Below are 12837 nucleotides of genomic sequence, written 5' to 3'. Positions count from 1 at the left end.
CTGGAGGATCATCATGCCCCCATCCGGCCAGAACCATATCCGTATCTTCTGCGATGGCGCTGATCTCGACAGCGTCCGCGCTTACGCTGCAAATCCCACTGTGCAAGGCTTTACGACCAATCCCACGCTGATGCGTAAGGCGGGGATCACAGACTATGAGGCGTTCGCGCGAACCTTCCTCCATCTTGTTCCTCATCTTCCTGTTTCATTCGAGGTCTTTGCCGATGACGAAGCGGAGATGGAGGCGCAGGCCTATGCCATCGCCCGCTGGTCTCCAAATGTCAATGTGAAGATTCCTGTTACGGACCGCTCAGGCCGCTTTCTCGGGGAATTGATGCAGCGCCTTGCCGTTGCAGGCATCACCGTCAACGTGACGGCGGTGCTTACCCTGGAGCAAGTCGAACGAATTCTCGAGATACTTCCGGCGCAAGCCCCGGCAATTGTCTCTATATTTGCCGGGCGGATTGCCGACACTGGAGTGAATCCGGTGCCAGTCATGCGGCGTGCTGCCGAATGGCTCCATGCGCATTCGAGCGCACAGCTCCTCTGGGCCAGCCCGCGCGAGGTGCTCAACTTCTATCAGGCCGAGGAGGCCGGATGCGACATCATTACCATGCCTCCGGATCTGCTCGCCAAGCTTTCTCTTGCAGGCAAGAATCTGGACCAGTATTCACTGGAAACCGTCGAGATGTTTTTCCGTGATGCGCAGGCTGCGGCCTATGCGATCGACACCGCAGATCTCTTTCCGCCTCAACCTCTCGCGATGGGAGTAGAAACTCCCATGCATGCCATTCAGCGCAATGGAGAGTCCGAAGTGCTCGTTCTGGCGGATGGCAATCGTCGTTCGCCCTTGCCGCGGCCTGCCGCGCCATAACCTGGCGCGGTGTCCCGGTAGAGAATGATCTGCGCGGCTTCGCGCAGATCGCGCGCCCGGATATCCGCGCGCGGTGCTTCCGGCCACGCTTCTCCGACCCACGCGGTATGTGTACCCGCTGCCTGGCCGCAGACAATATCGGTTGCTCGATCGCCGATCATCCAGGAGCCAGGCAGGTCCACGTCGAAGCTGCGGCTGGCCATCCGCAGGAAATAGGGAGATGGTTTCCGGCAGAGACAGCAGCCGGTGTAATCTCTGATGCGTCCATCCGGATGATGAAAGCAGTAAAAGCAGCCGGTAAAAGAGATATCTGCGCGCTGCATGCGCTTGAGGAACGTGCGGTGGATCGCCGCCGGATCATTCAGTCCGGCTTTGCCCTTGGCGTAGTTCGGCTGATTGGAGACGAGAAACAGCAGATAACCGGCTCGTGCCAGGCATCGAAGCGCATCGATGACGCCGGGAATCAGTATGAACTGCGATGCCGAGAGAGGCGCCTCGAAGGCGCCTGTGTCAGGATTCCAGATATTGCGATTGATTACGCCGTCGCGATCGAGAAAGATCGCTCGCTGCAGGCCATGCATGTTTTCTCCCACTGCGGCTCGTTCTGTTTCAATCGCGGGTGGTTCACCATGAGGTGCCATAGCGTCCCCTGGGCGGATTCGGCGTGGGCGGTTACGGAGCTCTCCGCAACCGTAGGCACCAGCACGAAAGCATCGGCGACCTGGGCGGTATAGCCGCCCTGACGTCCGACAATGCCGACGATATTTGCGCCACGCCGCTGGCCGAGCCGCAGAGCCTCGATCAGGTTCAGGCTCAGCCCTTTTTCCTCATCGCCTCCGCCGACGGAGAGAACGAAGAGCGTGTCTGTGGAGCGCAGGCGGCTGGCCTCCAGCCAACCCGCGTAGGCGCGCAGCCAGCTCTCGTCGTTGCTGCGGGCGGTCAACTCGGCCGTATTGTCGGAAACGGAATAGGATTCGATGCCGCAGATCTTGCGGAAGTCTGCCGCGGCATGGCTGGCATTGGCGGCGCTACCTCCCACGCCGAGAAAGAAGATCCTTCCTCCGCGATCCCGCGTGCGGCTGAGAATTTCTACAACCTGCTCGATGGCCTGGAAGCTCAGCAGTGAGAGTGTCTGCTTCGCCTCCTCAAGATATTGCTCCGTATAGCCGTTCATGGACATAACTCGTGTCTCCGTTAGCTGTGCGTGGTGATGGCAGGAGAGCCGAGGCTGCCGATCTCCTGAGGCGTCATGGCATTTTCTGTGCTGGATTCGGATGGCTGCAGCCGCGTACGGGCTGCGCGCCGTATCCGCGTCTGTACCGGAGGCGGTACGAAGAGAAAGCCGGCCAGCGTCAGCAGGGAGCGCACGGTGGGCCGTCCGGACAGGAAGTAATCGCGGATCAGCGGCGCGTAGGCCTTCCAGCCGGCCCGGCTCTTGACGGCGCGGGAGACGCATTCGGTGGCCAGGAAGAAGGAATAGGCCCGGGGAGTGAATCCGTGCCGCATCTCTGTCGCCCAGGCGTGCGAGAACTCCCAGTCCTGTCCTCGACCGACGCTGTTTCTGCCCTCCTCCACATGGAAGATACTCAGCGGCTGCGCCACCATGTGGAATGCTACTCCTGGCTGCTTGGCCGCACGCAGAAGCCAGTCCCAGTCCTGGTGGCGCCGCAGATGAGGGCGGAATGGAATCTTTAACAGCAGCTCCTGCGGCACCAGCAGAGACGAGGTCTGCATGTACTGGGCTCCATCGATAAAGCGGCTGCGGCAGAAGAGGAAATCGCTGATCGCTTCGTCTGCCTGAAAGGCGCGTTCGGGAGATATCCATGCGCGGGTGTTCGATTGCACCAGGCTCTGCGAAGAGATCACGGGAAATTCCACCTGCATCGTCCGGGTGGCCTGCATCTGTCGTGCGAGTTTTTCCGGGTGCCACTCATCGTCATCGTCAAGGAAGGCGATCCAGGGCGTTCTTGCCATTCGGACGCCAATGTTGCGCGCCTGTGCGCCGCCTCTTCGCAGCCATAGAGGCACGACACGCAGCCGTCTGTCGCGGAACTCATCGACAATGGCCTGTGCATCCGAGCCGTCGTCTCCGTCGGAGACCACGATGACCTCCAGTGCGCTGTAGCTCTGTCGCAGGACGCTCATGAGAGCCCGCCGCAGAAGCTCCGGACGCTGATGCGTCGGGATTACAACCGTGATGTCGGCCTCCCTGGGCCGGTCAGCATGACCGTGCATCGAGCCGGCTCGGCTGAAGAGGGACTCAGGCATGACTTCATCCTTATGGAGAGCTGCCTCAGCATAGCCGTGTCTGCACTCCGGCAGGCTGGCATTCGGAACTGCAACCAGACTTTCGTAATGCGCGGTTCCGAAATTGAACCGAGGATGCCGGCCTGTTCCTTTTTTGCCCGTTGTCGAAGTCGGAAACCCTGTTGCCTTTGCCGATATCCGTCCGGCAATTTCCTGTTGCATTCGGCATAGAGTAGAAACAGGAGTCGAACCACTTGGCAGCCGCGGAGTTTTCACATTGCAGCAAATGGGCGAAGGCCGGAAGCGGAGCAGCGCTGCTGCTCGCGGCTACGCTCGTCCTCTCATCGCACCTGGGTGCGCAGACCATCTCGCATAAGAAGAAATCGACGCATCACGCGGCTTCTGCCTCGGCTGAGAAGAAATCGACAGGGCATGCATCCGGCCACTCTGCAGCCCGGACCTCCGAGCACAGCCATGCCGCGGCTATCCGCAAGGCAGCCATGCGCCGTCATCCGCGGCGCCCTCTGACCGCGCGGCAGATCGCGGTCAGCCATAAGCTGCAGCAGGCTTTTGTCGCCTCCTCGCAGCTGCGCCCGATGGCCCAGCAGCTGGCAGTCATGCGCACGCCGGCCGCTTATGACGGCGTTGCCGCCTATGCGCATGCGCATACCGGCGAAGCTGCGGCGACGGCTTACCTGGCCATGGGGCACGCCTACCTGCTCGATCACAAGTACGCGGATGCCGTGACCGCTTTTACTTCGGCGAACCGTGTCGGCGATGCGCTCGACGATTACGCGGATTACCTGACCGCGCAGGCGTATCTGCAGAGCAACCAGCTTCCGCAGGCCGAGTCCGTGCTGAGCAGCTTTAGCTCCAAGCATCCGGATTCCATCTTTGTTGCGAGTATCCCGGTTCTTGAAGCGAACCTCTATATCCAGGAAGGCGATCCGCAGTCCGCGCTGCGTGTTCTGAATGCCCATCGTTCTGAGCCGCTGGCCGGCAAAGCTGATTTTCAGCTTGCCGATGCGAAGGCGCAGCTGATGGCCGGCAATGCCGCGCAGGCGACGCAGCTCTTCCGTCATATTTATCTGAGCTATCCGCTCTCGCCTGAGGCTGCTGCCGCGCGCACGCAGCTCGCCTCTTCCGGAGCTCTTACTGCATTGCCCGCCTCCGAGCGCCGCAGCCATGCGGATGCACTCTATAACGCCGGACGTTATGATCCTGCGGCGGAAGAATACCGCTCACTGGCCAATGATCCGAGCCTGGATGCCTCCGGGCACAATGCCATGCTGGTGGCCGCTGCGGCCTGCGACTGGAAGCTCAAGCGCCTGAATGCGTCAGAGCTCATGCGTCTTCCCGACACTTCGGACGACGCAGGCGCGCGTCGCCAATACCTGCTCATGGAACTGGCCCGCGATAAGGACGATGGCGAGACGCAGCGCTCGATCGTCGAGAGCATGAAGGCCCGCTTCCCCTCGAGCCCGTGGCTGGCCGAAGCGCTCTACTCGAGCGGCAACATGTATCTGCTGCGCAAGGATTTCCCGACCGCCATCGGCTATTATTCCGAGCTGGCGAGACGGTTCCCGAAGTCGTGCGAATCTCCGCACTCCGGTCCCTGCTCGAATTACTCTCCGAGCGCGCACTGGCGCGCTGCATGGCTCACCTATCGGCAGGGGGATGTCACCACGGCCGCGCGTATGTTCGATGAGCAGATTGCACAGTACGCCGGTGGCAAGGAGATTCCTTCGGCTCTCTATTGGCGTGCCCGCGTCTATGAGGACAATCGCCAGTATGCCGAAGCGGCCAAGTATTACCGCACTCTTACCCGCGTTTATCGCCACTATTACTATGCCGAGCTTGCGCAGGAGCACCTGGCTCATCTCTCCCAACTCGATCCTTCGCTGTCGCTGCAGACCGCTTCTGCGAACGTGAGCGCGCAGCCTACGCAGATCCCGAGCCTCGATGCGCTTCAGCCCGAGGATATTCCCGAGCTTTCTGCCGATGTACCCGATCAGGACCCGCATCTGGTCAAGGCCAAGCTGCTGGCCAACGCCGGACTTAATGAGTACATCCCTGCCGAGATTCGCGCCGCTGACGGCAGCGATTCATGGGGCGCGTTCGCGGAAGCATCCATCTATGCTGCGTACGGTGAAACGTCGCATGCCATGCGCCTGATGAAGCGTGCTGTGCCCTTTTATACCTCGGCGCCGGTCAATTCGATGCCCATGGCTTACTGGCGCATTCTCTTTCCGCAGTCCTACTGGCTGGAGATTAAAGGCGCTGCCGCTGCCAACGGTCTTGATCCCATCATGATCGCCTCGCTCATCCGCCAGGAGACGGAGTTCAACCCCAATGCCGTCTCGAACAAGAGCGCTTATGGACTGATGCAGCTACTGCCGAGCGTGGGCAAACAGATGGCGCATGAAGAGGGCATGGGACGCTTCAGCACCGAGGATCTGCTCGATCCGGGGACGAATATCCGTCTCGGCGCCCGCTATCTCAAGCAGACCCTCGATAAGTTCGGCGACAAACCCGAATATGCTTTTGCCGCTTACAACGCCGGCGACAACCGTGTCCTCGACTGGCAGTCCAGCGGCCGTTACCGCGATATGGACGAGTTTGTCGAATCCATCCCCTTTACGGAAACCCGCGAGTACGTCCAGGCCATTATCCGCAACGAAGAGATTTACCGTGAGCTGGAGAAGGCGCAGGGCGGACACGCAGCTACGAATAACTAGTTCTGGTATGAATGCAGCAGGCAGAAAGCGGCAGATCGATATCGATCTGCCGCTTTCTGCTTTCCTACCGAAACAAATTCGTCTTCGCCAGGTCGATGACCTCGTCACCGCGGCCGCTCATCACGGCGCGCAACATGTAGAGGCTGAAGCCGAGGGCTTCCTGCGCGGAGATTGTCGGCGGCATGGAGAGTTCCTGTCGATTGACGACGACATCGACCAGCGTCGGGCCGTTGTGTGCGAGAGCCTTGCGCAGCGCAGGCTCCAGTTCTTCGGGCGACTCGACATGTATACCCAGAACGCCTGTGGTGTTCGCCAGTTCGGCAAAGTTGGGATTCACCAGCTCGGTGCCGAAGTCGACCAGGCCGGCGGCTTTCATTTCGAGTTCGACAAAACCCAGCGTGTCGTTGTGGAAGACCACCAGCTTGACCGGCAGACTATGCTGACGCAGGGTGAGCAGATCGCCGAGCAGCATGGCGAGGCCGCCGTCGCCGGAGAGCGTAATCACCTGCCGCCCGGGATAAGCTGCCTGCGCGCCGAGCGCTTGGGGCAGGGCATTGGCCATCGATCCATGATTCAGCGAGCCCAGCAGGCGGCGCTTGCCGTTCATGTGCAGGTAGCGCGCGGCCCAGATGGTTGGCGTGCCCACATCGAAGGCAAAGACAGCGTCATCTGCGGCGACTTCATCAAGAACCTTCGCGACAAATTGTGGATGGATCGGCTTCTTCCCCGGTTCGCCGACAGCCAGATCGTCGAGGTCCGCGCGCGTCTTCGCATAGTGATCGCGGCATTTCTCGAGATACGAGGCGTCCCTCTTGTCCTCGAGCAGCGGCTGCAGCTTGTCGAGCGTCTCCTTTACGGTGCCGACGAGACCCAGCGCCACATCGGTGCGGCGGCCGATCTGCTCGCCGCGCACATCGATCTGGATGATCTTTGCTTTCGGCGGATAGAACTGCCGGTAGGGGAAGTCCGTGCCCAGCATCAGCAGCGCGTCGCAGTTCATCATGGCGTGATAGCCAGAGGAGAAACCGAGCAGCCCGGTCATGCCGACGTCATACGGGTTGTCGTACTCGATGAACTCCTTGCCGCGCAGGGCATGTACGATCGGTGATTTCAGCTTTGCTGCCGTAGCCAGCAGCTCCGTATGCGATCCCTGGCAGCCCGCGCCGCCAAGAATCACCACCTTCTTTGCACTATTCAGGATCGATGCGGCCTGTTCGAGCTCTGCTAGCGAGGGTACGACAGCGGACTGCGAGGTGAGGATGCCAAGCTCGAGCGCCGGGGACGGACACTTGCGCAGCGCCACGTCGCCGGAGAGCACAATGACCGCGACCCCACGTTTGGTGAGCGCCGTGCGCATCGCGATTCCCAGTACGGTCGGCATCTGCTCAGCCTGCGTGATGACGCCTACGTAGTGGCTGCATTCCTTGAAGAGGTGCTCCGGGCTGGTCTCCTGAAAGTAGTTCGAACCCACTTCCTGGCTGGGAATCTGCGCGGCGATGGCCAGCACCGGCACGCGGCTGCGATGGCAGTCGTAGAGGCCGTTGATCAGGTGCAGATTACCCGGTCCGCAGCTGCCGGCGCAGACGGCCAGTGTCCCTGTCAGGTGCGCCTCGGCTCCTGCCGCGAAGGCTGCAGACTCCTCATGGCGCACGTGCATCCAAGCGAGCCCTTTGGTCGTGCGGATCGCATTCGTGATCCCGTTCAGTGAATCGCCGGTTACGCCCCACACGCGTTCCACGCCAGCCTTTGCGAGTGTCTCAACCAGAACTTCCGCCACAATTGCCATCTCGATCCCTTTCGCTTTTCTGGTGATTTCTACAGACTTCGATTGGTGATGTGTGCTGTGAGTTGGCCGCTGCCGCTCTCCTTGCAAAGCAAAAGGCACAATCCTTTTTGAGGACTGTGCCTTTTGTGTGCCTGTAAACGGCGGAAGAGCAGTTATTCGGTAGGCGAGTTTTGCGCCGTCTGTTTTGCCGCCGCATCCTTGAGTGCCGTCTGCTCCAGCGCTTCAGCCTGCGGCATGTAGGTCAGGGCCTTGGCGATCATCGGATCCCAGTCGGCTTCGATGCGCAGGCGCTGCGTCTCGCCGAATTGCGTGCCGAAGAGATACGCCTTGATATTGGTCTTCAGCCAGTCGTCCACGCCGTTCAGATCCTGGTCGGTATAGCTGATGTTCTGCGCCGTCAGGAACTGCTTGAAGTCGGTCATGACCGCATCATCCACCTGGAAGTTTTTATCGACCGTATGGTTGATGAAGTAATGCTTGGTGTAGTTGAAAAAGACGTTGTGCGCGGCGAGCAATTCCTGGAAGTGGTTCGCCTTGGGGGTCGTAATATCGTCGTCCGGCGTGATGCCGCCGCCGCCGTAGACCGTTCTGCCCGAGTCGGTCAGCTTGACCTCGCGGTCCTTGTTGTTCTGCGGCTGGCCGTGATTGTAGTAGTAGTCGTACAAAGACACGCCGTTGTAATTGCGCTGGATCAGGCGTCCGCTGGGCGTGTAGTAGTGGTAGGTCGTCAATGCCAGGCCGGTGTTGTCCGAGAGCGGATAGACCGTCTGCACCAGTCCTTTGCCGAAGGTGATCTCGCCGGAGATGATGGCGCGGTCATGGTCCTGCAGCGCGCCGGAGACAATCTCCGCCGCCGAGGCGGTGCCGTGATTCACCAGCACGACGACGGGGAAGACATGTCCGCCGTTGCCATGCTGAGCGCGATAGCTCTGCTCCGGATAGGCGCGGCCGCGCTGTGAGACGATGAGCTGTCCTTTGTTGAGCAGCTTGTCGCAGACCGATACCGCTTCGGTCAGCAGGCCGCCGGGGTTGCCGCGCAGATCAAGCAGCAGGCCTTTGATGTCGCCGGCCTGGTCGATGGCGTCCGAAAATTCGCGGCCTGTCGTCTCCTGGAATTGCGTAATGTGGATGTAGAGCACGCCCGGACGAATTTCATACTTGAGATCGATCGAGGGATGCGAAATATCGTCGCGCACCAGGTCGAAAGTCAGCGGAGAGGCCGCACCCTCACGCGTGACGGTGAGGTGCACATGCGTGCCCTTGGGGCCCTTCAGAAGGTCGGCCACGGCTGAAGTATCCAGGCCCTCGGTCGGTTTGCCATCCACGGAAACGATCAGGTCGCCGGGGCGGATACCGGCCTTGAAGGCCGGCGTGCCTTCGGAGGGATAGACGACGATGATCTTGTTGTTCTGCTGCTGGATCGTCATGCCCACGCCGAAATAGCGGCCGTGCTGGTCCTCGCGCATCTTCGCGTAGGACTTCGGATCGTAGAAGTTCGAGTGCGGGTCGAGCGTATGCAGCATCGACGGAATGGCCCCGTCGTAGATCACATCGTCCGGCTTGTCGCCGGTCAGGGGTTCGGCGTAGTTATCCGCAACCACCTGATAGACATCGGTGAACTTCTTGAGGCTGTCGCGGAATGCCGATTCGTCGGTCGAAGACTGCGCTCCCACCTTCTGGCTGATGAACATGCCCGCTACACCGCAGGCAGTGAAAAAGACAATGAGGGAGAGAAGCGTGCGACGGGCGCGTGAAGACATTCTGGGAAGAATCCTCTGGCTCCCGGCCCCGCAGGAAAAGGACTTTGCGGGAGCGCTCTAGGCCGAAGTATAGCACCGGAGAGCCTCGCAGATAGCCGGCGGCCCGGAACCTGAGTGCGTGTGGCGCAAATGTCTGTTATGGCGGCCCGGAACCGGTGATATAGTGATTTTCTCCCCTGCGCAGCTCCCTGAATACTTAAAGCCATGTCTGCTTCCCATCGTACGCACGCTGCTGACGGCGGTCCGGATCCGTTTATCCCCAAGCTGCCCCCGGCCTTATTTCTGTTTCTTGCGACCCTGGCCGTGCTTGGGGTCTATGTGTGGCTGAATCCGAGCGGAGCCCGCTATTTCTGGGACGCCAAGGTGTATGCCCGTGCGGTTACCGACTGGCAGGCCCATCGCGATCCCTATACGGATGGTGAGGGCCTGCTTTTCGTGTATCCGCCCCTGGTTCTTGCAGCTGCGACGGCTCTGTCCCATCTTCTGCCCGGAGTCATCGGCTGGACGGTCTTTTTCACCCTGCACTTCGCATCTGTGCTGGTGATTCCCTGGCTGTTTGCCCGTTTTTACTTCCAAAGGCCCTGGCTCAGCCTGCCCTTTGCCTTTCTTATCTATGCGGCGGAGCCGAGCTACGCCAGCGTCGTTGCTCTGCGCGGCGGGAATATTGCGAGCGTGGTGTATGCGGCAGCCTTTGCCGCCGCCGTCCCCGGAATCCGCTCCAACCGCTGGGGCTGGTTTTATACCGTCGTTTTCCTGTGCGGCCTGATCAAACCGCCTTTCCTGCTGCTGCTTTTATTTCCAGTGCTTGCAGGGCATTGGTGGAAGAGCATCGCTTGCGGCCTGCTCTCCGCCTCCAGCTATCCGCTCCAGCAGTGGCTGGCGCCGGATCTCTACCGCCGGTTTGTCATCGCCGCGCGCATTCAGGTGGCAGATCACAGCGATTTCGGCTCAGGCATCCTCGGTGCAGTGGCCACGATCGAGCGCAAGCTCTTTCATCACCCCGTGAACTGGTTTCCTTACCTAGTGCAGGGAATAGTGCTTGCCGTCATCGTTTTTCTGCTGTTTCGAGCCCGCCGCCATGCCGTCAACTCGGAAGCGCTATGGTTGGGTTGCCTGACCGTGGCTGTGATCCTGGCCAATCCCCGGCTCCTGCGATATGACACCTGCATCAGCCTGTTCGCCGCCTTCTTTGTGCTGGTCGAGGCACTCCGAATCCGGCGTCCGCTCCTGCTGCTCGGTGTAATTTATTTCCCGTCGCTGCTTTCTTTATATGTACGTCTCAAGTCTCATCGTGTGGATGCCTGGGGTACGTGGGAGACCATTGTGATGGTTGCTGCGCTGCTTGTAGGCCTCTGGCGGCTGTGGCAGCTCTCTCAGGCAGAAGTTCCGGAATCCGGGCGGCTTGCGGCTTCTTCGCAAGCCTGACGTGCCTGTCCCGCGCGCGGTTGCCGCCTTACCTGCAAGACCGGGCCCGCTTCACTGGCGTTCAACAAGGCGGGTGTTTAGAATGACCACAAGCGCGGCCAGGATGGGTCAGGACTTATCGCTCCCCCTAATGCCGCCGATCGAGACGTTCATACAGATGACCCTTCGTTTTCCGACGCATCGAATTGCCTGCGCCGTGCTGGCCGCCAGCCTGGCTGTTCCCACTCTCCATCCCGCCTTCGCACAGACGAAGCAGCCTGCACAGGATGCTTCTCCCTACCAGGGCGAGGTCGTCGAGGACATCGTCGCGCGCGTCAATGACCAGGTCATCAGCCGCTCCGACTACGAGCGCGCCGAGCAGGACCTGGAGAACCAGGCCCGCCAGCAGAATTGGACCCAGCAGCAGCTTTTCGAGCAGAAGCACGACATGCTCCGCGACCTGATCGATCGCCAGCTCCTGCTCTCCAAGGCCAAGGAGCTGGACATCACCGGCGAGACCGAGCTGGTCAAGCGCCTCGACGAGATGCGTAAGCAGAACAATCTGCCCACGCTGGAAGCCCTGCAGAAGGCCGCCGAGGATCAGGGCGTCTCCTGGGAAGACTTCAAGCAGAGCATCCGCAACCAGATCATTGCGCAGCAGGTGATCCGCCAGGAAGTCGGCCAGCACGTCAACGTAACGCCCTCCGAGCTGCAGGCCTATTACAACGACCATAAGCAGGACTTTGAGCAGCCGGAGCAGGTCCAGGTCAGCGAAATCCTGATCTCGACTGCGAATCCGGACGATGCTGCCCAGGTGGCGGCGGCGCAGAAGAAGACCGACGACCTCTATAACCAGCTCAAGAACGGCGGTGATTTCGCCGCGCTGGCCAAGGCTGACTCTGGTGGTCCGACGGCAGCACAGGGCGGCGAACTGGGCGAGTTCAAGCGCGGTGCCCTGTTCCCCTCCTCCAAGGACCTGGAAGACAAGGTTTTCGCTCTTCAGAGCGGCCAGTTTACCGAGCCGATCCGCACCCGCCAGGGCTTTGCGATTCTGAAGGTTACCGAGCACACCCCGGCCGGTGTCCAGCCGTACAAGGATGTCGAGCCACAGGTGGAAGACGCGGTCGGCATGGCCAAGATGGGCCCTGCCATGCGTGAATACCTCACCCATCTTCGTGAGGATGCCTATATCAACATCAAGAGCGGCTATGAAGATTCCGGCGCCAGCCCCAACGAGATGAAGCCGATCTTCAGCGCCTACGAGCCGCCGAAGCCCAAGAAGAAGAAGAAGGTTGTCCGCGCCCGCTTCCATCAGCGCGGTCGGAGCGCGGGCGTTGCTGCGCCTGAGACGGAAACCGCTTCGGCTCCGGCCGGGGCTGCGCCGCCAGCCGGTACTCCCTCGCTCGCGGATGTTCCGCAGGGCAATGCTCCGGCTGCATCGGCCACCGCTACCGCGGCTCCCGCTGCAACCGGAAAGACGCGCAAGCAACAGGAAGCCAGTGCAAAGGCTACTGCCAAGTCTTCGACGATGAAGGCGGGCAAGAAGGAGAAGATCCGCTTCGGTCAGGCTCCGCGTGAGACGCTTCCCTCGGCTCCCACCAAGACTGAAGACGCCGGCGCTACCGCCGACACCAGCACGCAGACGGGTACGGGAAACACCTCGAACCTCAAGGTCGTCAACCCGGATGGCTCTGCCGCGGCTCCTGAGCAGGTAGAAGAGAAGAAGGTGAAATCCCGCTATTCGGCGCACAAGTCCGAGCCGAAGAAGAAGAAGGTCGATCCCTTTGCTCCGGAAGCGCCCTCGTCCGACGAGGTTGCCACTCGCCAGCAGCAGCGGAAAGCTCTTGGCCTGAACGGCGATACCTCGAAGGTGAAAAAGGTCGACGATTCCAAGACCGGTCCCAAGCGCCGCATGAAGGACCGGAAGAAGAAGAACAGCGACCAGAATCAGAGCCAGCCGCAGGCCCCCGCGCCTGCCCAGCCGGCCTCCAACCCGGCGCCCGCCGCGCCGTCGCAGCAGAACTAGCC

9 protein-coding genes are annotated in these 12837 nt (G+C 60.8%); 4 read left to right on the top strand and 5 right to left on the bottom strand.

The genetic code is table 11. The features are described 5' to 3' along the window. The first annotated feature begins 13 nt into the window (after nucleotides 1-13). Nucleotides 14-874: a transaldolase gene (locus ESZ00_RS01720; protein ID WP_129206441.1), complete on the top strand. Its 861-nt coding sequence runs from the start codon at nucleotides 14-16 to the stop codon at nucleotides 872-874. On the opposite strand, the gene ESZ00_RS01715 is transcribed toward ESZ00_RS01720, so the two are convergent. Genes ESZ00_RS01715 through ESZ00_RS01705 form a run of 3 tightly spaced genes read right to left on the bottom strand, consistent with a single transcriptional unit; the run spans nucleotide 793 to nucleotide 3142 of the window. Continuing rightward, entirely contained in the window at nucleotides 793-1455 is a 663-nt protein-coding gene (locus ESZ00_RS01715) for a D-glycero-alpha-D-manno-heptose-1,7-bisphosphate 7-phosphatase (RefSeq protein ID WP_164981287.1), read from the bottom strand. The two genes, ESZ00_RS01720 and ESZ00_RS01715, sit on opposite strands and share 82 nt — an antisense overlap. Next, the gene (locus ESZ00_RS01710; protein ID WP_129206439.1) at nucleotides 1410-2048 is read right to left on the bottom strand and encodes an SIS domain-containing protein; all 639 of its coding nucleotides are present in this window, start codon (nucleotides 2046-2048) and stop codon (nucleotides 1410-1412) included. Before ESZ00_RS01710 ends, ESZ00_RS01715 begins: the two co-directional genes overlap by 46 nt. A gap of 20 nt (nucleotides 2049-2068) precedes the next feature. Continuing rightward, a complete protein-coding gene (locus ESZ00_RS01705; RefSeq protein WP_164981286.1) occupies nucleotides 2069-3142 on the bottom strand; it encodes a glycosyltransferase family 2 protein in 1074 nt (357 codons plus the stop codon). Between the two features lie 233 nt (nucleotides 3143-3375). On the opposite strand from ESZ00_RS01705, the gene ESZ00_RS01700 reads away from it, so the two are divergent. After that, the gene (locus ESZ00_RS01700; protein WP_129206437.1) at nucleotides 3376-5859 is read left to right on the top strand and encodes a transglycosylase SLT domain-containing protein; all 2484 of its coding nucleotides are present in this window, start codon (nucleotides 3376-3378) and stop codon (nucleotides 5857-5859) included. 64 nt (nucleotides 5860-5923) lie between these two features. Here ESZ00_RS01700 and poxB read toward each other — a convergent pair whose 3' ends face one another. Together poxB and ESZ00_RS01690 are read right to left on the bottom strand one after the other, a co-directional pair. Next, a complete protein-coding gene (poxB, locus tag ESZ00_RS01695; RefSeq protein ID WP_129206436.1) occupies nucleotides 5924-7645 on the bottom strand; it encodes a ubiquinone-dependent pyruvate dehydrogenase in 1722 nt (573 codons plus the stop codon). Between the two features lie 152 nt (nucleotides 7646-7797). Beyond that, nucleotides 7798-9405 (bottom strand): S41 family peptidase, encoded by a 1608-nt coding sequence (locus ESZ00_RS01690; protein WP_129206435.1) that lies wholly within the window; start codon nucleotides 9403-9405, stop codon nucleotides 7798-7800. A 204-nt stretch (nucleotides 9406-9609) separates the two neighbouring features. On the opposite strand from ESZ00_RS01690, the gene ESZ00_RS01685 reads away from it, so the two are divergent. Both ESZ00_RS01685 and ESZ00_RS01680 read left to right on the top strand, forming a co-directional pair. Then, nucleotides 9610-10830, top strand: coding sequence for a hypothetical protein (locus ESZ00_RS01685; protein ID WP_129206434.1), 1221 nt, complete (start codon nucleotides 9610-9612; stop codon nucleotides 10828-10830). Between the two features lie 157 nt (nucleotides 10831-10987). Next, nucleotides 10988-12835, top strand: a complete 1848-nt coding sequence (locus ESZ00_RS01680) for a peptidylprolyl isomerase (protein ID WP_164981285.1) — start codon at nucleotides 10988-10990, stop codon at nucleotides 12833-12835. Nucleotides 12836-12837: the final 2 nt, after the last annotated feature.

The organism is Silvibacterium dinghuense, from assembly GCF_004123295.1.
Classification (GTDB): Bacteria; Acidobacteriota; Terriglobia; order Terriglobales; family Acidobacteriaceae; genus Silvibacterium; species Silvibacterium dinghuense.
The sequence above is the reverse complement of the archived record's forward strand: the minus strand, read 5'-3'. Positions and strand labels throughout refer to the sequence as shown.

Excerpts from the sequence above, each read along its gene's own strand:
- ESZ00_RS01680 (WP_164981285.1), top strand. The coding sequence starts at position 10,988 with ATGACCCTTCGTTTTCCGACGCATCGAATTGCCTGCGCCGTGCTGGCC.
- ESZ00_RS01720 (WP_129206441.1), top strand. The coding sequence starts at position 14 with ATGCCCCCATCCGGCCAGAACCATATCCGTATCTTCTGCGATGGCGCT.
- ESZ00_RS01705 (WP_164981286.1), bottom strand. The coding sequence starts at position 3,142 with ATGCCTGAGTCCCTCTTCAGCCGAGCCGGCTCGATGCACGGTCATGCT.
- ESZ00_RS01690 (WP_129206435.1), bottom strand. The coding sequence starts at position 9,405 with ATGTCTTCACGCGCCCGTCGCACGCTTCTCTCCCTCATTGTCTTTTTC.
- ESZ00_RS01710 (WP_129206439.1), bottom strand. The coding sequence starts at position 2,048 with ATGAACGGCTATACGGAGCAATATCTTGAGGAGGCGAAGCAGACACTC.
- ESZ00_RS01685 (WP_129206434.1), top strand. The coding sequence starts at position 9,610 with ATGTCTGCTTCCCATCGTACGCACGCTGCTGACGGCGGTCCGGATCCG.
- ESZ00_RS01715 (WP_164981287.1), bottom strand. The coding sequence starts at position 1,455 with ATGCATGGCCTGCAGCGAGCGATCTTTCTCGATCGCGACGGCGTAATC.
- poxB (WP_129206436.1), bottom strand. The coding sequence starts at position 7,645 with ATGGCAATTGTGGCGGAAGTTCTGGTTGAGACACTCGCAAAGGCTGGC.